The sequence below is a fragment of the Pacificimonas sp. ICDLI1SI03 genome, assembly GCF_054740865.1.
On sequence record NZ_JBSQAU010000001.1, the window covers coordinates 1916481 to 1940568 of the forward strand.

At 59.4% G+C, this 24088-nt stretch carries 15 protein-coding genes; 4 read left to right on the forward strand and 11 right to left on the reverse strand.

What is annotated here, in order from left to right; translation table 11 throughout:
- Positions 1-325: 325 nt before the first annotated feature.
- Positions 326-3031, forward strand: a complete 2706-nt coding sequence (locus ACSMXM_RS09350) for a DUF4114 domain-containing protein (RefSeq protein WP_460315682.1) — start codon at positions 326-328, stop codon at positions 3029-3031.
- 97 nt (positions 3032-3128) lie between these two features.
- Here the strand turns inward: ACSMXM_RS09350 and ACSMXM_RS09355 are convergent, their stop codons facing one another.
- The 9 genes from ACSMXM_RS09355 to ACSMXM_RS09395 form a co-directional block, all read right to left on the reverse strand.
- Positions 3129-4985 carry a long-chain-acyl-CoA synthetase gene (locus ACSMXM_RS09355; protein WP_460315683.1) on the reverse strand — a complete coding sequence of 619 codons (1857 nt, stop codon included), beginning with the start codon at positions 4983-4985 and terminating at the stop codon, positions 3129-3131.
- Positions 4957-7281: a TonB-dependent receptor gene (locus tag ACSMXM_RS09360; protein WP_460315684.1), complete on the reverse strand. Its 2325-nt coding sequence runs from the start codon at positions 7279-7281 to the stop codon at positions 4957-4959. Before ACSMXM_RS09360 ends, ACSMXM_RS09355 begins: the two co-directional genes overlap by 29 nt.
- Before the next feature lie 44 nt (positions 7282-7325).
- A complete protein-coding gene (locus tag ACSMXM_RS09365) occupies positions 7326-8030 on the reverse strand; it encodes a glutathione S-transferase family protein (protein ID WP_460315685.1) in 705 nt (234 codons plus the stop codon).
- 206 nt (positions 8031-8236) lie between these two features.
- Entirely contained in the window at positions 8237-9013 is a 777-nt protein-coding gene (locus ACSMXM_RS09370; protein ID WP_460315686.1) for a glucose 1-dehydrogenase, read from the reverse strand.
- A 68-nt stretch (positions 9014-9081) separates the two neighbouring features.
- Complete coding sequence (locus tag ACSMXM_RS09375) at positions 9082-9681, reverse strand: TetR/AcrR family transcriptional regulator (protein ID WP_460315687.1); 600 nt, start codon at positions 9679-9681, stop codon at positions 9082-9084.
- A 77-nt stretch (positions 9682-9758) separates the two neighbouring features.
- A complete protein-coding gene (locus tag ACSMXM_RS09380) occupies positions 9759-10508 on the reverse strand; it encodes a tyrosine-protein phosphatase (protein WP_460315688.1) in 750 nt (249 codons plus the stop codon).
- Entirely contained in the window at positions 10505-11824 is a 1320-nt protein-coding gene (locus ACSMXM_RS09385; RefSeq protein WP_460315689.1) for a phosphotransferase family protein, read from the reverse strand. The genes ACSMXM_RS09380 and ACSMXM_RS09385 overlap by 4 nt, the downstream gene beginning before the upstream one ends.
- Positions 11821-12762 carry a DUF7064 domain-containing protein gene (locus tag ACSMXM_RS09390; RefSeq protein WP_460315690.1) on the reverse strand — a complete coding sequence of 314 codons (942 nt, stop codon included), beginning with the start codon at positions 12760-12762 and terminating at the stop codon, positions 11821-11823. Before ACSMXM_RS09390 ends, ACSMXM_RS09385 begins: the two co-directional genes overlap by 4 nt.
- A gap of 109 nt (positions 12763-12871) precedes the next feature.
- Entirely contained in the window at positions 12872-14674 is a 1803-nt protein-coding gene (locus ACSMXM_RS09395; protein ID WP_460315691.1) for a diguanylate cyclase, read from the reverse strand.
- A 298-nt stretch (positions 14675-14972) separates the two neighbouring features.
- Here ACSMXM_RS09395 and ACSMXM_RS09400 point away from each other — a divergent pair, with 298 nt between their 5' ends.
- On the forward strand, positions 14973-15773 hold the full coding sequence (locus ACSMXM_RS09400; protein WP_460315692.1) for an EAL domain-containing protein: 801 nt from the start codon (positions 14973-14975) through the stop codon (positions 15771-15773).
- A gap of 78 nt (positions 15774-15851) precedes the next feature.
- Here ACSMXM_RS09400 and ACSMXM_RS09405 read toward each other — a convergent pair whose 3' ends face one another.
- The gene (locus ACSMXM_RS09405; protein WP_460315693.1) at positions 15852-17630 is read right to left on the reverse strand and encodes a sensor domain-containing phosphodiesterase; all 1779 of its coding nucleotides are present in this window, start codon (positions 17628-17630) and stop codon (positions 15852-15854) included.
- Positions 17631-18001: 371 nt separating this feature from the next.
- Between ACSMXM_RS09405 and ACSMXM_RS09410 the strand changes: the two genes are divergently transcribed.
- Positions 18002-20155 carry a TonB-dependent receptor gene (locus ACSMXM_RS09410; RefSeq protein ID WP_460315694.1) on the forward strand — a complete coding sequence of 718 codons (2154 nt, stop codon included), beginning with the start codon at positions 18002-18004 and terminating at the stop codon, positions 20153-20155.
- Between the two features lie 62 nt (positions 20156-20217).
- On the opposite strand, the gene ACSMXM_RS09415 is transcribed toward ACSMXM_RS09410, so the two are convergent.
- Positions 20218-20985 (reverse strand): TerC family protein, encoded by a 768-nt coding sequence (locus ACSMXM_RS09415; RefSeq protein WP_460315695.1) that lies wholly within the window; start codon positions 20983-20985, stop codon positions 20218-20220.
- Between the two features lie 235 nt (positions 20986-21220).
- Here ACSMXM_RS09415 and ACSMXM_RS09420 point away from each other — a divergent pair, with 235 nt between their 5' ends.
- The gene (locus tag ACSMXM_RS09420; RefSeq protein ID WP_460315696.1) at positions 21221-24067 is read left to right on the forward strand and encodes a PAS domain S-box protein; all 2847 of its coding nucleotides are present in this window, start codon (positions 21221-21223) and stop codon (positions 24065-24067) included.
- Positions 24068-24088: the final 21 nt, after the last annotated feature.

The following is a 24088-nucleotide window of genomic DNA, read 5'->3' on the forward strand; positions in this document are numbered from 1 at the left end:
CTAATAGGAATTAGAAAAACCTATTTGCATTAAACTATCGTTTACTAGTTTTTGCCATCTACTTCATTCCTGCCATCATAGTTAAGCGCGCTTAACCCTGAAGCTCAACATTTCTACTACTCTTGGTTTCTATAACCAAAGGCCTGGCGCGACCTGCCTGTTGGTTTGAAGAAAGCTGCAGCGCCTGGGCCGAACTTAGTTTCATTGGCCTGCAGCGATCTCTTCTCAAGTCGACCAAAGGCAGTCGCCCTCCTTCCGGCGTCATATCGACGCCAGCCGTCTTCCGTGTTGCGGGGCGGTAACCAGAGTAGGGGCTTGACGGGCAATGGCAAATAACACCACTCAATCGGTGGCGACCGGCACTAACTCAGTTGATATCTCGCCATATTCCACCTTCACCTATGATTGGACGGAACTGGCGAGCCGAGAATATTTCGACAGATATTTGCGGCTTGGATGGTCCGGGAATCGGGCTGGCGAAGTTCTGGGTACGGCATTACTCAAAGACACCGACACGGCGCGGCAGTTCGAGATCAATCTCGACTCTGATTACCTTGGCGATCACGCGGCCAACTTCGTCATCAGGCGTTCAGGGGGGATTGGCGCCAGCTTTTCTTCCCGGGAAGCGGATGATGCGTCGCTACGTCCCTATCTTGAGATCACCTATAGTGATGGGCTGACCAAGACGTTCGACGCTACCCGCGACACTTATATTGAATCCACCACGTCGAAATCGATGGGCGCGAACGATACCGTATCCACAAAGGGTGACATTCTCATCGCCTTCGATGATTTTCAGCCGACTTCATCGGTGGCGTCTGCGCGACTGATCCTTACAACGACGGATAAGCAATTCGGCAATCAGGATATATCTGTCTACTCACCGGATATTCAGCCCGCCGCCCTGCAGGATTTCGATGTCCCGGTAGTTTCCGAAGACGATTTCTATATCTCCATGACGGGCGCCGAAGTACTGGCGGGGCAAAATCATGAGCGTTACAATATTCGTGGTGATATCGCAGATGGCGTTTCTCTGCCGTACACGGATACGGCGTTCAACAAAGTCACTCAGTTCACCAGCAATAGTGACACGATATATGCCGTAGAACTCATCCGATTCGACAAGAGCTTCGATCCCAGCTTCGGTGGAAAGGCTGGCGGTCTTGCCAATACGCACATGTCGGGCCTGGACGTTAGCAGCCCGAATGGGCCTGGCGGATGGGGTGGCAGGAATGCCGACGGCGACAGCTATGCGTTTCGCCTGAACTTCAACGAATATGATGAGACGCATCCGCTTGCGGACGATTATCTCTCGCTTGGCAGCTATGCCTATTACATCGACAATGGAACGTCCCACGGGCGCATTCAGCCCGGCACCGTTCCCGTGCCGAAGGACGAGTTCGTCGCACTGCAGCACATGGTCAAGCTGAACACGGTTTATGAGGACGGCACGTCTTTGTCCGACGGCGAATTTGCGCTGTGGGTAAATGGCAAGCTGTCCGTTCACCTGACCGGGCTGAAAATCCGCGACTATTCCTTCATGAAATCGCAGGTTTCATTCGAAGAGTTCCTGGAACTTAGCCGCATTCACTCATATTGGCATGACGTCTACTTCGGCGGTGTGGGCTATAATAATATCGACCACGACCCGCACCTCGTCTCGCTTGGGCAGCTCTGGGTCGGAGAGGGCGTACCCGATGAGGCAACGATCATCGCTCGCCTGGCGGAATTGAATGCTGCGCCTCCCCCGAAATTCTGGGGTGCGGCCGAGGGATATAATGAAGTTGCCGAGGATCCCGTACCAGATGACCTGAGAGACGACGATCAGATTCCCGACGAAGACATCGATGATGATCATATGTCCGATGACGAAGATCAGGACGTCGATTCTCCCGAAGAGCCGGACAATGTCGACGGCGGAGCAGTCATTGACGAAGAGACTGACGAAGTTCCCCTTCCCGTCGGCGGGGACAATGGCAGCGCGGACGAAGATCAGCCTGACGAAAACGACAGCGGCAACGACAACGACGGCGGCAACGAAAACGACAACAACGGCGGCAACGCCAACGACGGTGGCAACGGAGCGCCTGACGAGCAGCCGAGCCAGCTTCCAAATGTGGAAGAGCTGATCGAGATTGGCGACGAAGGCGTCTTTGTGGCGTCAAGCGTGCAGGAACATTTTGTCGGTCGGGATGGCCATGACCTCCTGCGGGGGACGGCAGACAATTTCGACGGCGATCTGATTTCCAATTTTTCCGCCGACGACGTCGTCCTCATCGAGGGTATGCGTAGCGATGTTCTCTCGTCACGGCAAAACGGCGATCATTGGAGTGTGCTATTGTCCGACAACCGGGCATTGTACGTCACGCTCGAAAGCGGCCTTGAAGGTGGCGGACTGCAATTGCTGCACGTCGGCGCAAAAGGCGTTTACGCGCGCTATGTCGAGGGCATCACGAACCTCGAAGAAGCAACTGCGGTCCTCGACGATAAAATCAATGGCATTATCACCCAGGACTATCTTTCCTATGAGAACAGCAATGCTTTCGAGATAACCCTCGCGGAGTCAGAGGCTGGATACGCAAACAGCCTTGGTGTCTATGAAGTCGCCGATGACGGCAGCATATCCAACGTCCGAATTGTATCTGAAGACGTCGGAGCACAGGATGGGCCTGTCATCGTCGATGGCCTGTCTGAGGGGGCAACGCTGCATTTCTTCCTGCTGCAGGATGGCGCCACCCGGCTATCGGCTGCAACGCTAGCATCCGATCAGCTGGACATAGAGGTAGTGGACGGCACCGCCGTCCTGACCGACGCCGGCATAGATGTATCCGCGACCATCTTCGTCACTCATGACGGATCCCTAAATGCTGATGGGGAGGTTCACGCGCTATCGGGCCTGTCCAGCGATGGCGGGCTTACGATCGGCTTCGAGGATTTGCTGCGGGGAGAGGGCGGCCTGTCGGACAATGACTTCCAGGATGTCGTTTTCACCGTGGAAGCCCTGGCGCCGACCGCCGACTTCATCGGCTAGCCAAAGACACGGCTGCCCAAGCAGCAGGAGGGCGTCGCGGCCGGGCTGGCCGCGGCGCCTTCTCCATAAATCGAACGCCTGGACCGGCGGCTGGGGGTCAGTCCTCTGGCGCGAAGGGCGGCAGCTCCGCTCGCGCCAGGCTATTCTCATCCAGACGCGCATAGCTGCGCTGGGCATGGTCAATGACGTAGAGGAGATCGTCGCCGACCTGATGCGGCGCATATCCTTCCTTCTGCAAACGCAATTTCTCCAGCTTGAACGTCGTCGTCATACGCGCCGCAGTCCCGATCCGCACGAAGAGCGGCACGGCATAATGTGGAAGATGCGTCACCGCGAATTCGTAAAAGGCTGCAGAGTCAAACGCATCCTCCGACTGGTAGGTCAGCGCCACCATCCCCGCGCGGCCCTCCGTCCCCGGCACGCGAACGCCAAAGACATTGACCATTAAAGGGCCGGGAAAGTCTGCCAAAATTGACGCGACCTCTTCAGTCGACACATTCTCGCTTTTCCAACGGAACGTGTCGCCAATCCGGTCGACGAAATAGAAATAATCTTCTTCATCGAACCTAACGAGATCACCCGACCGAACCCAGCGATCGCCGGATCGAAAGAGGTTGCGGACCAATTTTCGTTCCGTGGCCTCTTCCGACGTGTAGCCCTCGAAGAAGCCCCCCACGCCATTGCCGTCGAGCGCTTCGGCAATCAACTCGCCGACCTCCCCTGCCTCTGCTTCGATGGGGTCGCCGCCCTCGTCGCGCGCCCAATCGTCAGTCACGCCATCCCAGCGAATCACGCGCAGATTGGTCTGGTCGCGATAGGGAACACGGCCGACAGAGCCGATGCGATTATCGACATTGGTGATGCCGTAATTGCTTTCGGTTGCACCCAGGTTTTCCAGCACGCGCTCTACTCCAAAGCGATCGACGAAAGCGCGCCATACGTCCGCCCGCAGGCCTGCGCCGGTAATCACACGCAGGCTATGCTTCCGGTCATCGGGCGACGGATTGCTGGCGAGCAAATAGCGGACGATCTCGCCGATATAATTGAACGCGGTGATGCCGTGGCGGCGCACATCCGGCCAGAAACCGCTGGCGGAGAATTTCCGTCTGAGAACGAAGGGGGTGCCAAAGGCAAGCGATACGGACGGCACCACCATCCCCCCTGCCCCGTGATAGAGCGGCAGCACGCAATAAAATACATCTTTCGGCCCGAACTCCATCAGGCCGCCGACCATTTCGCCCGCATTGATGAAGCGCAAATGGCTCATCCGCGCGGCCTTCGGCAGGCCGGTCGTACCCGAGGTGAAGATATAATAAAGTGGGTCCGACATGACGATGCCGGAACGGACAGCAGGATCGATATCCCGATCCGCCGCCGCCTCAATCAGTGCGTTGAGGTCATGGGCGCCGGGTAGGGCGGACCGTTCGTCGCCCAGCTCCCTATGCTCGAAAAGATAGGCCGGTCGGTCACTCGCCGGCAGCCCCTCTATCGCCTCTGACAGCTCCGTTCCGAAGATCAGCGCACGCGCATCGACCTGGCGCAGCGCGTGATCCAGAACAGACCCGGCAGCCGAAGTATTGATGAGGGCGGTCACAATTCCGGCCTTTGCCAGGCCCAGCCACATCAGCACGAAATCCGGGCGATTATGCATCATCAGGGCAACGACATCGCCCCTTTGCAAACCGGCGTCCATCACCGCGCGCGCAATGCGGTTTGCCATGGCATTGGCTTGCGAAAAGCTGATCCGCTCATCCTCGAACAGGATGAACGGCGTGTCCGCGCTGTCGGCGGCACGCTCTTCCAGCCGGTCGGCGACAGTATATTCCCGGTCGCGCCGAAAATCGGCAACCCGCGAATATCCCCGCATCAGCCGCGCCATCGTTTCCTCTCGCGATGGCACGGCCGTTTCAGCTTTCGTCACTGCTTCAGAAGCGGAAGCGGGCATCGACGCCATAGGTCCGGGGCTCTCCATAGGTATTGATGGCGAAGTTCAGCGCGCCGAAGTCCGTACCCGACGTGCGATACACCTTGTCGGTCAGGTTTTTCCCCCACAGGCTAAACGTCGCGCTCGTCGATCCGACCGGAACATCGGCAAGCTGTATACGACCATCCAGCAAACCAAAGCCGTCGGCCGCGATCTCGTCGTCGAACAGGGTAAATTGCGGGACGACGTTGAAATAGACCTTGCTGCGATAGCTGTAGTCCAGACGCGCCGTTACCGCACCGCCCGCGACATCCTCGATCCGGTATTCTGCGCCGATATTGAAGGTGGTGGCAGCCGAATAGCTGAATTGCGCCTGATCGGCGACATCTACCAGTTGGTTGCTGACCGGATCGCGCACGACGAAGGTTTTGAAGTCGCGGTCCGTATAGCCGACGGCACCGTTCAATCGCAGACCATCGAAGGGCAGAGCCTCCACCTCAAGCTCAAAACCTTTCAGCGTCGCGCTGCCCGCATTTACCGCGATGCTGGAGGCACCGCCCGATCCCGCAAGGAACTGGTTGAGCTGCTTGTCCTTCAGGTCGTTGTAAAACAACGCGCCGTTCACCCGGACGCGATTATTCAGGAAGTCGCTTTTCACGCCCAATTCATAGGCGGTCACGCTTTCCGGCTCATATCCGTCATTCACTGCGCGCGCGTTGAACCCACCAGCCTTGTAGCCGGTGGCAACCCGGCCATAGACCATCAGGTCGGGGTTCGCCTGATATTGAACGGTTGCCGAATAATTCAGCCGCTTCCAGTCATTCTCCAGCTCGCGGACCAATGGCTGACGCTGGGTCAGGCTCTTTTCGTCATAGGTGTAGCGCAGACCGCCGATGAACGTCAGCTCGTCGGTCAGATAATAGGTGCCCTGCCCGAACGCAGCATAGGATTTGCTGGAATGTTCGTAATCCAGCGTGTTCGTCAGATTGACACCCGCAAGGCCAAGGCCGGGAATGGTCGTGACGAAGGTGTAATATTGCGGATTCAGTTCCTTAGACTCTTCGGTAAAATAGAAACCACCAAGGACATAATCGAAGCGGCTGCTGAGCGATCCGATCAGGTTCAGTTCCTGGCTAAACTGGTTCTGGCGGCGATTATTGGTGGCGCCGAACACCTCGACAGGCTTGATTCCCGGCGGTGCGGGGCTGACCACCAGACCCAGCAGGCCGGAATTGCCGCTGAGATCGGTGTTGATGATCTCGTTGCGCCACGATTTCCATCCGGTGATGGATCGCAGCACCGTATCCGGCCCCAGATCAAGCTCCGCCGTGACGGAATGGCCAAAATTGCGGTCGAACCCGGGTGAGAAATCGGGGCTGAGTTGTTCCAGTCGATCCGCCGCCGGTGCGATGAACTCCGCCCCGCCAAGTGCCGCCGACTGCGAAAAATAAGCCTCGGCGTCCGGTGTCATGGCCGTAATCTGACTGGCTGGAATGACCGCGTCGGTTTCCGAAAGGTCAAAGGTATAGGTGGCGCGGATCGATCCGCCGCGATCGAAATCCAGCACCGCGCGCACGGCATCGGTTTTGTACGCACCGGGATCGTTGCTGTCGGACACTTTTATGTCGTCGATATATCCATCGCGTTCGCGGTGGATGTAGGACAGTTTCGCCTTCAGGCCGGTATTGCCCAGTTCGCCCGTGTCGACGGAGACGCGCCCCTGCAGATAGTCCAGATTGCCATAGCTGCCGAGCACCTCCATGCCGAAGTCGTCGGACGGCTTGCGCGTGATAAGGTTGACCGCGCCGCCCGTCGTGTTGCGACCGTAGAGCGTGCCCTGTGGCCCGCGAAGCACCTCGATACGTTCCAGATCGACGAGTTCGAAAACCGAACCGGTACTACGGCCCAGGATCACACCGTCGACATAGATGCTAACGGGACTGTCCGACGTCAGGATCGGTTCCGATTCACCAATGCCGCGGATGAACACAACCAGATGGCCCTTGTTCGACGGGCCACTGGTGGCGGTCAGGCTGGGGGCGATGGCGTTGATGTCGGTGGCATCGACGATTCGGCGCGTTTCGATCACGTCGCTGGTAATCGCGGTGATGGCGAGCGGCGTCTGCTGCAGGTTCTCGCTGCGCTTTTGCGCGGTCACGACGATCTCCTCAAGACCGCCAGTATCGGCGTTATCCTCTGCCTGACCAGGCGGAAGGGGGGCCGGGTCGCCCGCTGTCTGCGCCATTGCGATAGAGGTCCAGCTTGTGACGCTGAACAGACACATGCCAAAAACGGCGCCTCTCGGGATATGACGGAATCCTGACATGCTACTCCCCTTTCATTTTATGTTTGTGCGTGCCGTCCGCAGGTCTACGCCTGCTCCTCGCTACTCTCTCCCAATCCCAGAAACCGGCGACGTGCCGATGCGGAGGATTGGCTGAACATTTTCGCATCATTGGCCTGAACGCCTGCGATGAAGGCTCGCGCCCGCTGCACCGCGGGACGTTGTTCCAGCCTTTGGCGCCACTCCGAGATGGCGGGATAATCCGCTTTTTGCAGACCCTGGCGCTCGATATAATCTGTCCACGGCAGGGTCGCGATGTCAGCGACGGAATAGTCATCGCCCGCCAAATACGGTACCTGTTCCAGCCGCTTGTTCAGCAGTTGGTAAATGCGCGCGCCCTCGCGGCGATAACGGCCGACTGAATAATCCTGTCCAGCGGGGGCATAGGTTGTGAAATGATTGAGCTGACCCAGCATCGGACCGACGGTGGCAACCTGCAGCGTCAACCATTCAAGCACGTCGTAACGGGCCGAACCCGTCGACGGTAAAAACCGGTCGTGGCGCTCTGCAAGGTAGATCAGAATGGCCCCGGATTCGAAAATCGGCTGCCCCTCCTCGGTCAGCAGCACAGGCACCTTCGAATTTGGGTTAAGCGCCCTGAACGCTTCGTCGAATTGCCCCTCGGAAAACAGGTCCACATGCTCAAAGTGGTAATCCGCCCCCAGCTCCTCCAGCATAATCAATATCTTGACTACGTTGGGGCTACTCATCCCATATAAGCGCAAGCTCATATCAGCGCCTGCGGGGCAGATGATGTCCGTGGCCAGGATGCTGGCATAATTCCTCCCACTGCGCGTCCGCCTTTTGGTGGCAGATCGCACATTCCAAGCTCTGGCGAGCTCTCATGAATCCGGCTCGGGACTCATGTCCCACAGCATGAATTCTATTTCGTCCAAATGGACGATATTGTCAATACGGGTCGAAAAGGGGCCCGCGACTAGTCCGGCGCGCCGGGCAGGCCGCGATAGTAACGGCCCGCTGTCAGGCCCCCATCGATGGCAATCTCCGCACCCGTGACATAGCTTGCGGCATCGGAGCAGAGGAAGGCGACCATCTCGGCGACTTCTTCGGGCCTCCCCATCCGTTGTAACGGGAAGTCGGTGAAGCGGGCGGCGGCCACTTCGGGAGTTTCGGAATTCGGGTTTGCCATGATTGTGTCGATTCCGGCGGGATGGATCGAGTTGACCCGTACATTCTTCAGCCCGAACTCAAGCGCCGCGACCTTCGTCAGTCCTCTCACACCCCATTTACTGGACGCGTAGGCGGAAAGTCCGTTCGCACCCTTCAAACCGTCGACCGATGAAATATTGACGATGGACCCCTGCTGGCGCTCCATCATCGCAGCGCCCACCGTCCGCAGGCCAAGGAACGTGCCGACGAGGTTCACGTCTAGCGTGCGTCGAAACAGGTCTTCACTGGTATCCGCAATGGTACTGAAATGCAGAACACCGGCATTATTGACCAGCGCATCGACCTGATCGCATTCCCGCAGCAGGCTTTGCCAGGACGCTTCATCGGTGACGTCGTGGCGGACATAGCGGGCGCGCGATCCAATCTCTTCAGCCAACGCCTGCCCCTCTGCTTCCAGCAGATCGGCGATGACCGTCATCGCCCCGCGTGCTGCAAGCGCCCGAGCGATGCCTGCACCGATTCCGCGCGCGCCGCCCGTGACGATGGCGGTCCGCCCCTCCAATGTTGCTTCGATTGTAGTCATGACAGTGCTCCTCAGCAGGTTTGATGATCAGCAGGGCTTGGCGAAGGTTCTGGGGGACCGGCTGCAGGTCATGCCGCAATCGACCTCAGGACTTCGTTCAACATGGCTTCCTGTTCTTCGGCGGTCAGCCTGCCGCCATTGGCAAGCGCAGCAACCGCGATGCCCGAAACCGCCGCGGACAGGCGCCGGAAGGTAACACGCGGATCCAGATCGGCCGCGACGGCCCCCGCCTCCTGCGCGGCGCGCACATCGGCTGTCCCCCGCTCCAGGATTTCCTCTGCATGGTCGGCCAGATAATCCTGCATCTCCGGATCGCGATTTGCATAGACATAGAGCGACAGTCGCACGCGCCATTCATCTGCCCGTTTGGGGTCGGTGGGCAGGACGGCGGCCAGGCGCTTGCCGATGGCCGCGAGTGGATCGGCATCTGCGGCATCACCCCCCGCGGGGCGTTCCCGCCCCTGCCGCTCGCCCGACACGTGTTTCAGGGCGCCAAACATCAATGAGGCCTTGTCCGGGAAATAGTGCTGGACGTTTCCCTTTGACCGTCCGGCCAGTGCAGCGACATTCCTTTGCGACAAAGTTTCCAGACCATGCGTCGCAATCCATTCGACCGCGGCCTTCGCAATGATGCGACGCTGTTCCTCGTGATCGACAATCTTGGGCATGGGAACCTTTCCTTGCTTCAGTTCCGTTCGGGCTATGCCGCTGCATCACCGCGAAGGCCAATCCATTTCCGCGAAGCCTAAGCCGCCGCCTCAGAGGCAGAAAAGACCTTTCGCAGGCGGGCAATATCCGCTGGATCGATACCGTGGCGCGCCAAGTAAGCCCCCACCGGACCCGCCTCCTTCAGCGCTGCGTCGAGATATGTCTGATCGGCTGACAATATCGCGTCCCCAGCAGCCCCGGACGGCAGCGGGAAGGGCGATGCGCGTCGGGCAAACCCCAATGTCCGCCGCCGCGCCTCTCCTGTCAGGGCCAGGTTTGTGCCGCCATAATCAGAATATAGATCCTGATCCGCCGCGCCGATGGCGCGCAACAGCAGCGCGGAAACAATACCCGTCCGATCTTTTCCAGCGGTGCAGAAGATAACGGCCGGAACCGCAGCCTCTTGCGCCAAAATGCGGAAAACGTCCGCAATTGCCCCGCCTTGGGATGCCACAATCTGGCGATAGGACTGCTCCATCTGCGCTTTTGCCAGTTGATCCGTGGAATGATCGGCCTCCGCATCCCAGCTATTTTCGGCCGGCATGGGCACGGAAACCAGCTTTACGCCCGCAGGGGGCTGTACCGGCATGGAATCGACTTCATCCGTCCCGCGCAGATCGATCAATGTGCGTATTCCCAATGAACGAAGGGCAGCCCAGGCCGCCTGATCGAACGCCGTCATCGTACCCGAGCGATATAGACGGCCCGGCCTGATCGCTCCCTGTCCCAGAGGGCGGAAATTGGGGGCAAGCCGCCGGATCGTGGCGACGGCATCTCCCTCGTTCATATTACGATGCGCCTGCCGTGCAGCGGCCCGAGCATTTCGCGCATCAATTGTTCGCGATACAGCGCATCGCCATACATCTGCTGCATCGCCGCTGCCAATTTGCCACCGCCGCCGGCGACGATCCGCTCCTGCTCTGTAAAAGCGGAGTGCGCATCCCCCTCTGCCCCTTCTGGGGAATCCGCCAGCGCCCCGCCCAGATAACCAATCAGGCCAACCGCTCCATCGAGACGGTAGCGAACATAATCGTCTGCAACCGCAGGCCGCACAATGTCCCGAAGCACCGAGCGCAGATATTCGAATTCGAAGTCCGCCGTCGGTCGCGCCGCGCTATCAGGTATCGTCTCGTTCAGTTCGATGCCTTCGGCCTGAGCTATCAGACGCAGCAGCGAGATTTGCGACATGCGGAAATATCCGTTGGTCAGACCGAAATCCAAACCGGTATTGCGGCTTTCCAATGCAAGGCTGATCGGCACGCTGAAGCGTGCCATCATCAATATGGCGGAATAGAGCAGTTCCTGACGCGTCCATTCCACGCCCGACGCCTGTGAATAGAGACCCAGCAGATCATTCGCCGATGCCATTGGCTGCACCAGCGAGCGGACGAGGATGCAGCCAATATCCTCCAGCGGATGGCCGACATGCGCCATCTCCCAGTCCAGAACGCCGGTGACTCCGTCCTCATCGAACAGGAAATTTCCCGGTCCCGCATCGCCCTGCACCAGCGTTGCCGGGCGGCTATCATCAGGCAATCGCGCGGCACACCAGGCGAGGGCAAACAGCGTGATCGCGTCGGGATGTGCGACACCGTTCAGCAACAGATCCCGCCACAGGTCCAGGTCGGCGGCAATCGCCTGCCGGATCGTCAGACCCGCGGGAAGATGGTCGAGAGACAATGACGAAAGATCCAGGCGGTGGACCGCGAGCAGCGCCTCTACATAAGAGCGTTCAACACGCGCCCGCTTCGTCCCGTCCTCGATCTGGCCATAATCGGCGACACCCGGCAGGCAAGGCATCGCCATGGCGTTCAGATCAGGCTCGTACCCCAGCACATCGGGCGCCTTTACCCGCCCACCGATTGCCTTCAGCACCTGATATTCGCGCTGCAGATCGAATGGGGTCGGCGGCGCCGAGCCAAGATCGACCTTCACAAAAATCGGCCTCTTCCCGTCGTCCCGATCTTTCATTTCGATCCGCGCACTCGTGCGGAATGCGCCGCCGCCGACGCGTTTTACGTCGGCAATCGTGCCGTATCCCAGGCTTTCAATCCAGCACCGCAAGGCCTCATCGCGCGCGGAATCATCCAGAATGTTCGTCATTTCGTGTCCGCCCCGCGCACGAATTTGCGATACTTGTCGGGATGCCATGTGTCCTGCAATTCGCCATAGGCCGTGCAGCCGTCGAAACGCCATTCCGCCAGGCTGGACCAGTTGAACATCCCCGGCTGCAATTGCAGGCCGGCGCGGTTGATGCCATTCCCTTCGGCGCGCAACTCCCGGCCCAATTCGTCCTTTGCTTCGATTGTGCAGGTGGCAGGCGAATGATCGTCATTGCGGGCTACCCGCGCCTTTCCCTCTGCCAATGGGGAATGTTGCCCGTTGCGGATCAGATAGCCGGAAATCAGCGTCGAATTATCAGCATCCGGACTGGCATGCGTCACCATCAGGAAAGCATCTTCGGCCGAAGCGGTGGCATGATAATAGCCGATGTGCATATCGTAATTATCGTCCGTGCGCGGCCCCCAGGACCGATCCCGCAAACAGTGGCAGTCCACCTCCAGCGTCTCTTCGCCGATCCTGACCCAGCCGGTATAACGGCCCGGCTGATCGATATGCCCCTTGAATACGTTTTCCTCTCCGGTGGTGGCGGCGGTCTGATTTGCCGGTCCGGTCGCCGTAAACATGACATCGAAAGTCAGCGCCGGACGGTCATAGCGGACGCGATATTTCTCGGCGGGCTCAAGACAGTCGATGGTCACACCCTGGGGCGTCGCGATGGTCGTTCCCTCGATCATCGCATCTTCGCCGTCGAACGGCCGCGCCCAGGCATATTCATGGTACAGCATCGTTGCCGCAGAGCTGCCTCGGTCGTCCCAGGCCAGCACGCCGCCGCCCCACAGGCCCATGTTCGGACGGAACCAGGGATAGACGTAAACGGAAAGATGCCTGCCCGGAATATTGAATCCGAACCAATAGGCCTCGAACCAATCCTGCTCACTGCCGACCGGATGCAGCCGGTCGTCCGCCTGTAGCAACATATCCTACCCCGATTTTCTTATTTTCGTCCTGTTGGACTAAAATAAGGTGGGAGATGATGCAAGAGATCAGATCGTGGCGGCCCCCGACACGCTGGGCGTCAATATGTCCTCAGGCCGCCTTCTTGTCGGGCGCCACGATATCCAGCACATTGGTGGATCGGACCCTGTCGCGTCCTGCCGACTTTGCCTCATACAGGGCGTGGTCTGCGCTCTTGATCACATCTGCGGGCGTTTCCTCGCCACCGGCAAATGTCGCCACGCCGAAGGATGCGGTGACCTGTCCTACCTCGCACTCTGCACTCTTGATAGGCAGCGTGCTGATTTGCTCGCGCAGGATTTCCGCCCGCTCAAGCGCCTCCTGATGATTGAGGCCGGGCAGCAGAATAACGAATTCCTCGCCGCCGAACCTGCACGCGACGTCGCCCTTGCGAATATTGGCGCTCAGGCAGGCAGCAATCTTGCGCAGGATGTAGTCACCAGCGTCGTGCCCATGCGTATCATTGACGTGCTTGAAATGATCGATGTCTGCCATGATGAGACTTACCGGAACCTGATTGCGACGACTCTTCGCGAATTCCAGATCAATCGTCTCATCGAGATAGCGGCGATTGTGCAGGCCCGTCAGCGGGTCGCGCAGTGACTGATGCCGCAGGCTTTCACGCAGGCGCAGATTGACCAGCGCCAATGCCAGATTTTCGCACAGCACCCGCATATCCTCCAGCTCGCGACGCTGATCGTCGCCCCCCTCCTCGCCGGTGGATTCCAGGTAAAGAAGGCCTACCGTCTCACCCTGCGCGATCAGGGGAACGCAAATATATCCGGCGGTGACCTCTTTCGTCAGATGCTCGCACGTCACGTCGGTGGCAGCATCGGTAACATGATGCTGTTGTCCCCGCCGCAAGGCCCAGCATTTCGTTGGAGCGAATTCTGCCAGACTGGTGTCCTGATCACCCCAGGATGCGACGCGCGATAATACGGTGGCAGAATTGCTGAGGAAATAGAGTGCCCCGCTCCGAATATCGAAAAGCTGAGGTATGAATCGTGTTGCCAGCGCCACCAACTCCTGCTGGTCCAAACAGGCGGGGAGGCGGTTGGAAATACGGGCCAGGACCTCACTCACCCTCTGACGATCGGCCAGGGCTTCGCCGCTGCGGTCCAGCAAATCCGCTATCCTCGCTTCTGCATCGACGCGCTTCGCCAATTCGGCGCGCATTCGCCCGCACATCCGGTTGTAAGTGTCGCCCAATTCCCGGAATTCGCCGGTCAGACTGGATGCTACGTCTGCAGGAATACCGAAATCGCCAGGGGTATGCATCGCATCCAAAAGGCTGCTCAGCGAGGATCGAAGATACCGGCCGAGGATCAGCAGCGCCAGCAGGATCGCGGCTATGCCGACAATAGCCCCCACGATCGCGAACCACTGCCCCGCCTTCAGCATCTGATCGACATCACTGGCACCGCGGGAAAAACTCAGGTTCAGCGAATTGTCGAGCGCATTGACCGCACTGCGCAGTTCCTGTGCAGCAAAACGACCCTCACCGCCCCGCACGACGTCCAACGCCGCATCGTCGCCCTTATTGGCGAGCTGGCCCAACAGCGCCAGCTCCGAAGAGGCGTGACGCAGGACATCGTCGACATGTGGCTGGGCCTGGCCTGCATTTCTTGCAACAAGGCTCAACTTGTTCAGCGCGACCCCAGCCGTCTTGGTCGCAGTCAGATATTCTTCTCGGTAGATCGGCGATTGGCTAAGTAGATAGCCGCGCTGAGCGGTTTCAGCATCGATCACGGCGCGTTCCACGGCGATCGCGGCGGCCACGATGGTGCGCTGCTGTTCCATCCGCGCCAGGAAGCTATGGGCAGCCTGGGTCAATAACACGATGGCCACCGTGCTGGGTAACAACGCCGCGATCATGCACGCAGCCAAGATACGCAAGCGCTGTGATATAACCATGTGCGGAACCCAGTGGGCTGGAGTGACAGTGTAGACCGACAACCCTTCATCTCTGCCCACAAGGTTATAAACCCGTTAACACTCCGCGTTTCCTCGGCCTCTGACCAGAAAAATTGCGATGCAAAAATTAACCCTATTTTTACGCTAGGTAAGCTAAAAAGACGCTTATAAATGAGCATCTTGTTGCGTACTTCTGGGACCCGGAGCCGATGACCTTAAATCTTCACCCACATTGGATCGCCGAGTGCGGCCAGGCGCCATGCAATCTGACATGACCTATCAGCCGCTATTCCCGAAAAGTGATCGAGAGACGCTTTCCGCGTCTTGCGCCGGGTGCAGGGATGCCACGCCGTTCCCGCTGGAATTCACGATGGCGTTCCAGCCCATTGTCGACCTGCGCAGCAACAGGGTTTTCGCCTATGAGGCGCTCGTCCGCGGGGCAGCGGGAGAATCCGCCGCTCAGGTGCTGGCTGCCGTCGATCCGGTAACCATCTACCGCTTCGACCAGACCTGTCGTGTGAAAGCCATCGAGCTTGCCGGCGCCCTCTTCCCGGCAAACGAACCCGACATAAAGCTTTCCATTAATTTCATGCCGAACGCGGTTTACGAACCCAATGCCTGCATCCGCGCCTCATTGGCCGCGGCACGCCGCGTGGGCTTTGCACCTGAGCGCCTGATGTTCGAATTCACCGAAACCGAACATATGGTGGACGTGCCGCATGTCCGAAATATTGTAGAAGCGTATCGTGCCCGGGGCTTCACGACAGCAATCGACGATTTCGGGGCGGGCTATTCCGGTCTCAACCTTCTCGCTGAATTGCAGCCGGACATTCTGAAACTGGACATGGCCCTGATCCGCGGGATCGACACCAGCAAATCACGCCGGGCGATTGTCGCCAATGTCTGCCGCCTGGCAGAAGAACTTGGCGTCTCCTGCATAGCAGAGGGCATTGAGACGGCAGAGGAGCTTGAAACCCTGCGGGAGGTCGGTGTCGACCTAGTACAGGGGTATCACATCGCGCGGCCTGCCACCGGGGCGCTGCCAGACATTCTGATCTGAACAACCTGTTGCCATGCTGACCGGGTTTGAAAGCACCCGGTCAGTAAGTCGTTTCGCCGTCCCCGGCGGATCAAGGCGTCAGGCGGCCCTTTGCACCCCGCCGCCATCCAGCAGCCGGGCCTGATACCATATCTCGAAATCGGCGACCTCCATGGGCCGCGCATAAAAATAGCCCTGCGCCTCGTCACAGCCCATTTCTGCAAGCAGCAGGCCGGTCGCCTCGGTTTCCACGCCCTCGCCCACCACTCTGTAATCCAGATCATGGGATAGCGTGATCATCGAGCGAACGAGGCTCTGTTCACGTTCGCTCTCGACGAGGGTTCGCACGAAGGACTGGTCGATCTTCACGACATGGGCAGGCAGTCGCTGCAGATAGGCGAGGCTGCTATATCCCGTTCCGAAATCGTCGATCGCCAGCTGGATTCCCGCTTCGGCCAATGCATTCAGCTGCGAAAGTGCTTCGCCGGCGTTTTCCATGACGGCACTTTCCGTGATCTCCAACTCCAACATGTCCGGGCGCAGGCGATGCTTCAACAGCAGCAACTGTACGTGCTGTGCAAAATCCGTCTGCTCCAGATTTGATGCGGAGACATTAACCGAAAGTCTGAAATCCACACCCCTGCCCCGCATTTCGATCAGGTGGCCCAGCGCGGTGTCGAGAACCCAGGCAGTGGCGGGACGGGCCAGGGACGTCTGTTCGATGATCGGAACGAACTCCCCCGGGGGAACATTGCCCAGTTCGGGATGCTGCCACCGCAGCAGCGCCTCCGCACCCGAACACCGGCCCGTCGACAGCTCTATGCGGGGCTGAAACACGAGGCGCAGTTCGCCGGGTCGGGACAGAGCGGCACGAAAATCGGCGAGCAAGTTGAAACGACGCCTATGCTGGCGGTCGTTCTTTGAAGAATAGAACATGATATGCGTTTGCGAGCGCCGGGCATCGTGTGCGGCGCTGTGTGCAGTTCGCAGGATGTCGGCAGGCGGAGTTTCGCCTGTCGTGAACGGTGCGACCCCTATCACCGTCGTCACGATGAATTGCCCCCCGGTGGCGCGGCGGGCATCCTCCAGCGCATCACCCAGCAAGCGGGCGTAGGAGCGCTCATCGGTTCCCGGACGCGCGAGAAAAGCAAATTGTGTTGCAGCGACGTGATAGGCAGTGCGCGCCGCCCCCAGCGTCGAACGCACCGCTCGTGCGGCCGTCTTTACAATGTCATCAATATAGGCGGAGCCCATGACGTGGGCGCCGTGGTTCAGTTGCTCAGAACTTGCCAGGTCGACCAGCACGGCGAGGCGGCGCTCTCCCGGCTGGTCCCGCCCCAGATCTTCCAGATCTTCCAGAAACTGGGTTCGGTTCGGCAGGCCGCTGAGAGGATCGACGCGGCCAAAGGCATGTTGCAGCTCAATCTGGCTCATCACGATCTGCGCAAGATCATTCAGTGCCGACATTTCCGCACTGGAAGCATCTCGTGGTTCGACGCCCAGCACACAAAGCGCACCCAGGCCAAAGCCGTCGCGGGTAATCAGTGGTGCCCCGGCATAGAAGCGGACACCCTGACCCGCCAGAATGCTTTCGGCATAGCATTCGTCAGCCAAGAGGTCGGGGATCAGCAGCGGCGCACTGCTTTCGGCCACCGCAGCGCACGGGGCCTTGTCGCGGGGGATCGAGCTATGCTCGACCCCGACCCTGGATTTGAACCACTGCCTATCCTGATCGGTCAGCGAAACGGCGGCGATTGGCAGACCGAAAATCTGACTGGCCATTCGCGTGATGCGGTCAAAGCTCTCGCTGGGCGGCGTATCGAGCAAATTCAGTTGGCGAAGCGCGTCAAGGCGAGCCTCTTCATTGACGTGTAGCATAGGTTTCCTTCGCCCCCGCCCTATCCGCAGAATTGCTAATGGAATCCTAAAAAAGTCAACGAGGACAGTATATTCACGGCGTGCGGCAAACCGGCGCACTCAACGCGGCTCTTTCTGGCCAAAGGGAAAGACGGCGTGGCCGCATCTAAATCAACACCGGCCAGAGTGAAACCGAACCCCGATGCGTGAATTGCGGAGTTTCCGTCACTGAAGGAGGCGGGCCGGTCGAGCCATCGGACGGCGCCTGTTGCGCGAAAGCGACAATGAAACGCTTTTATCTCCAGCGGTGGAATTCCCTTGCAATGCGCCCCCTATGTAACGTTATACCGTCCTTCGATTCATGTCGGGTTCCATAGGACGAAAGTTTGCAGATGCCACCTATCAGAATGTCGCTATTGGCGTGCGCCGCCATCATTCCCGCCCACGCCGCTATGGCGCAAAGCACCGGGGGCGAGGATTTTCACAACACTCCCTCCAGCACGATCGTCGTAACCGCACCTGCGATCAAGCAGCTTGACGTTCTGTCGGGAACATCCGTCGTTCAGGGCGACGAGCTACAGCGCAACATGAACGGCCAGCTGGGCGAGGTTCTCGCCAAGCTGCCTGGCGTCAGCGCCACCAGCTTCTCCCCCGGCGCCTCTCGCCCCGTTCTGCGCGGCTTTCAGGGCGAGCGTGTGCGCGTGCTGACCGACGGTATCGGCACGATTGACGCGTCGAACACCTCTGCGGATCACGGCGTTTCGATCGACCCCCTGACGGCGGAGCGGGTCGAGGTTCTTCGTGGCCCCGCCGTCCTCCTTTACGGCAGTCAGGCCATCGGCGGGGCGGTGAACGTAATCGACAAGCGCATCCCGCGCGGCATTCCAGAGGAGCCGGTGCATGTGGATGCGATGCTCGGCACTTCCTCGGCCTATAATCTCTATCAGGGCGGCGCCTCGATAGATGTGCCGGTCGGCGATATCGTCGCCTTCCACGTCGATGGATCGTACAGCAACACCGACGATGTCGAGGTTGGCGGCTACACCGTCGCGCCCCAGCTTCGCGCCGAATTGCTCGCCGAGGCCGCCGAAGACGCCGCCTCCGACCCCGAGGAAGCGGAAGAGCTGCGTGAAGCGGCGGAACAGCGCGGCGTGCTTCCCAACAGCTTTACGGAAACCTACAGCCTTGGCGCCGGCTTTGCGGTGGACACGGGCGAAAGCAATCTTGGCTTCTCCGTCGGCTATTATGATTCCAACTACGGCGTTCCCGGCAGGCCCGGCACCGGCCATCATCATGGCGAAGAGGAAGGCGGAGAACATGCCGACGAGGACCATGCGGGCGAAGAGCATGATCATGATGAAGAGGAACACGGCGAAGAGCAGGTCTCGATCGCGCTGGAGCAATTCCGCGCCGACATGCGGGGATCATTGGCACTGGGCGACGGTTTCTTCTCTGCCCTGAACACGCGGGCGGGCTACAGCAACTATACCCATACCGAATTCGAGGGCGAGGAAGTCGGGACAGTATTCGACGTTCAGGGCGTTGAAGGCCGCTTTGAACTGATACAGAAGGAACGCGCGGGATGGCGCGGCGCCATTGGCGGCCAATATTATTATCGCGACTTTCAGGCGACGGGCGCCGAAGCCTTCGTCGCGCCCAACATGACGGATCAATATGCGCTGTTCGCGCTACAGGAGTTTGATGTCGGGCCCCTGGAGCTCGAACTGGCCGGCCGGTATGAACATACCGATGTTTCTGCCGCCAGCTTGAACGTGGACCGCAATTTCAACACCTATTCAGGTGCTGCCAGCCTGATCTACGGCGATGAAGGCGGCCTTCGTTTTGGTGTGACAGGTTCGCGCGCGGAACGTGCCCCGGGTGCCGAGGAACTGTTCGCCAACGGTCCCCACATTGCCACACAGGAATTCGAAATTGGCGACGTGAACCTCGCGAAAGAGAAAATGTGGGGCGTCGAAGGGTTCGTCCGCGGACAGGCCGGCCCGGCAACGCTCAGTTTCAGCGTCTATCAGAACTGGTTCGACGATTATATTTACCTGCAGGACACTGGGCTGGAAGAGGATGATCTGCCGATCTTCCAGTATTTTCAGGACGGTGCCAGCTATTTCGGACTGGAGGGCGAGGCAAGCGTTCCTTTCGTTCGGACGGACGGATTGACGCTGCTTGCCGATTTGCGCGGTGATTATATCCGTGCGGACCTGGACGACGACACGCCTTTACCGCGTATTCCGCCGCTCAGCCTGCTGGGCGCGCTGGAGGCTCAGACCGGACCGGTGGACGGACGCATTGAGGTAGAATGGGTCGACGCGCAAACGCGCACAGCACCGGTGGAGACTGCTACGAACGACTTTACCTTCGTCAATGCCTCGATCGCATGGCGTCCATTCCAGGGCGACGACAACATCACGATCATGGCGCAGGCGAACAACATCTTCGATGTCGTCGGTCGCCGCCACGCCAGCTTTACGAAGGACTTCGTACCGCTGGCCGGGCGAGACTTCCGCCTGAGCGCCCGCCTCAGCTTCTAGAGCGGTACCAACTTGTCTTGTCCTGCCAGGTGCGAGGTCCGCAGCCTGGCAGGACGATGGCATCATTTTGCCTTACGCCTCCTGGCAAAGATGTTCAGTGCCTCCACACCGGCCGAGAACGCCATCGCCGTGTAGATATATCCCTTGGGCACATGCACGCCAAAGCCGTCCGCGATCAGCACTGCGCCAATCATCAGCAGGAAGCCAAGCGCCAGCATAACGACCGTTGGGTTCCCCTTGATGAAGTTGGCGAGGGGGTCCGCCGCCAGCAACATGACAATAACCGCTGACACAACGGCGATTACCATGATCGGCAAATGCTCCGTCATACCAACGGCCGTCAGGATGGAATCGATCGAGAACACCATGTCCAGCAGCAGGATCTGAAAGATGGCTGCGCCGAAACCAATGGACGATTTCGCGGTATCAAACACATCTTCATTTGGGTGGGGGTCGACATTGTGGTGAATTTCTTTCGTCGCCTTCCACACCAGGAACAGGCCGCCGACGATCAATATGATGTCACGCCAGGACAATTGCGTCTCAAAGGTCGGCTCCCCATAGGGCCCCGGTGAGCCGGTCAGACCCAGATCGACGACCGTCGCTGTCAAACCGACAATCCAGGCGATGATGGACAGAAGGCCCAGGCGCATGATCAGGGCAAGACCGATGCCCAGCCGCCGCGCCTTCTGCTGCTGCCCCTCCGGCAATTTGTTCGAAAGAATTGAAATGAAGATCAGATTGTCGATCCCCAGCACGATTTCCATGACCACCAGGGTCGCGAGAGCCGCCCATGCTGCGGGGTCGCTCGTCCAGCCAAACCAGTCCATCAGTCCATGATCCCTTTGTTTTGACGTACTGCGCCGTCCCTGCCCGCTTTTATTTGCGGGAGCGGTGGTGCAAAACCGTTCTATATCCATGTGAAGCGCACGGAAGTATGATTTTGCTCCTCGCGACTTCAATTGGGAGCGGGACCCTCTCAGGCAGGAAATGGTGAATCGATGCGGCGCTGGCGGCTACCGGATCGCTCTGGTACAGATGGGCGAAATGCCTCTGGAGTAATAAATGCTTAGCTTCCTCGTCGACGGGGGTACGATGGGTGCCGCAATCCGCGCGCGTGACTGGACGCCCACACCTCTCGGCCCGCCTGCGGACTGGTCGCCAGAGCTTAAGACACTCGTCGGGGTCGTCCTGGGCGCCGACCAGCCGATGTTCATTTCCTGGGGTTCAGAGCAAATTCTGCTCTACAATGACGCCTATTCCGCGATATTGGCGGACAAGCATCCAGATGCGCTGGGCCGCCCCTTCCTGGAGGTATGGGCGGAAATCCGGACCGACCTGACACCGATCGTCGAAAAGGCTTATGCAGGCATCGCCGTGCACATGGACGACATCACCCTGATGATGGAGCGCCGCGGCTATCAGGAAGAGACTCATTTCTCCTTCTCCTATACGCCCATCCGGGGCAGCGGCGGCGTCGTGCACGGCTTTCTATGTGCGTGTACCGAAATAACGAAGCAGGTTCTGGCCGAACGGCGACGCGCGGAGGAAACGGAGCGGCAACGCCGCATGTTCGAGCAGGCACCTGGCTTCATCACCATCCTTCATGGTCCCGACCATGTCTTCGAATTCGCCAACGCGACGTACCGACGTTTGTTCGGGGAACGGGAATATGTCGGCAAGACCGTACGGGAGGCGTTCCCGGACCTTGCAAACCAGGGATTTTACGAGGCTCTCGATAAAGTCTACAGCACAGGCGAGCCCTATGTCGCGGATCATGCGTCCATCTACGTAACTGTGGACGGTAAGCCCGTAGAGCGCATCCTAAACTTTATCTACGAACCCGTTCTTGACGAGACCGGCCAGGTCACGGGCATCTTTGTCGAAGGATATGATGCGACGGAAGCGCACCGCGCGCAGACCGAACTTCGCGAAAGCGAGGAGCGCAATCGGCGAATCGTCGAAGGCGTCAAAGATCATTCCATCTTCACTGTCGATGCCGATCACAAGATCGCGGACTGGACACCAGGCGCCGAGGCCGTCTTCGGCTGGTCGCGGGGGGAGGTACTGGGAGAGCCAGCAGAAATTCTCTTTACGCCGGAGGACCGCGCCGCCGGCGTGCCGGAGCGTGAACTTGCCAAGGCACGCGCGGAGGGCTGTGCGAACGACGAACGCTGGCATATTCGCCGCGACGGCACCCGCTTCTTCGCCAATGGCTCGGTCCGGCCCCTCCATGACGCACAAGGCAATATAACCGGCTTCATCAAGATAGCGCGTGACGAAACGGAGCGCCGTGCGGCGGAAGCAGCGTTGCGCGAAACGGAGCAGCGCTACCGGCTGGCGGCAAAAGCGACCAACGACGCGATTTGGGACTGGAATCTGGCATCCAACCGCGTCGAATGGAACGAGGCGGTCTGCGTACTCTTCGGCTATGAGGAGGTGGAGCCGACGTCCGACTGGTGGATAGAGCACATACATCCCGACGACCGCGATCGCATACATGACAGTATCAGCTCAGTGATCGACGGTGCCGGCGATCACTGGACGGCAGAGTACCGGTTTCGTCGCGTCGACGGCACCTTTGCCGATGTCTTGGACCGAGGCCACGTCTTCCGCGATGCGGAGGGCGGCGCGGTTCGGATGATCGGCGCGATGCTCGACCTGAGCGAGCGGAAGCGTGCCGAAGCGCGATTGCGTGAACTTAACGAGACTCTTGAATCCCGTGTGGCAGAACGCACTGCCGAACTGATGACGGCCCAGGATGCGCTTCGCCAGGCCCAGAAGATGGAGGCCGTAGGTCAGCTTACCGGCGGGATCGCGCATGATTTCAATAACCTGCTGACCGGCATCTCGGGCAGTCTGGAAATGATGCAGACGCGCATGGGACAAGGGCGGATCGACGATGTCGAGCGCTATGTGAACGCAGCGCAAAGTGCGGCGAAGCGGGCGGCATCGCTGACACATCGTCTGCTTGCTTTTTCGCGGCGGCAAACGCTGGCCCCCAGACCGACGGATATCAAACAGCTCGTCACCAGCATGGAGGAGCTGATCCGCCGCACGGTCGGGCCGACCATCGAAATAGAGATGGTAAATGCGGCGGGTCTGTGGCCCAGCCTGATCGATCCCAGCCAGCTGGAAAATGCCATCCTCAATCTTTGCATCAACGCCCGAGATGCGATGCCGGACGGCGGCAACATTACCATCGAAACGGGCAATCGCTGGATGGACAGACGCACTGCCGAACAGCGCGGTCTGGAGCCGGGTCAATATATCTCGCTATGCGTATCCGACACAGGCACCGGCATGACGCCGGACGTGATCGCAAAGGCCTATGATCCATTCTTCACGACCAAGCCGCTGGGCACGGGAACAGGGCTCGGGCTCTCGATGATCTATGGGTTTGCCAAACAGTCCGGCGGGTCCGTGGCTATTTACTCTGAGGTCGGAGAGGGGACGATGGTCTGCGTCTACCTTCCCCGCCATTTGGGGGAAGCGGACGCCCCTCATGCAAAAGTGCGGACCGAAGACGCCCCCCGGGCCGAAGCGGGCGACACGGTTCTGATCGTCGACGACGAACCGATCCTGCGCATGCTGATAAGTGAGGTGCTGACCGACCTCGGCTATGTCGCCCTCGAAGCCGGCGACGGCGCAGCGGGACTGAAAATCCTGGATTCCGACCAGCGGATCGACCTCCTGGTGACCGATGTCGGCTTGCCCGGCGGCATGAACGGGCGCCAGGTCGCGGAGGCAGCGCGCAAGGTGCGGCCCGATCTGAAAGTGTTATTCATAACCGGCTATGCGGAAAATGCGGTGCTAAGCCATGGTCATCTCGACCCCGGCATGCACGTCCTTACAAAGCCCTTCGTGATGGACGTTCTCGCCGCTCGGGTACGGGAGCTTATTGAAGAATAAGCGGCAGCACGATCTCAGCGC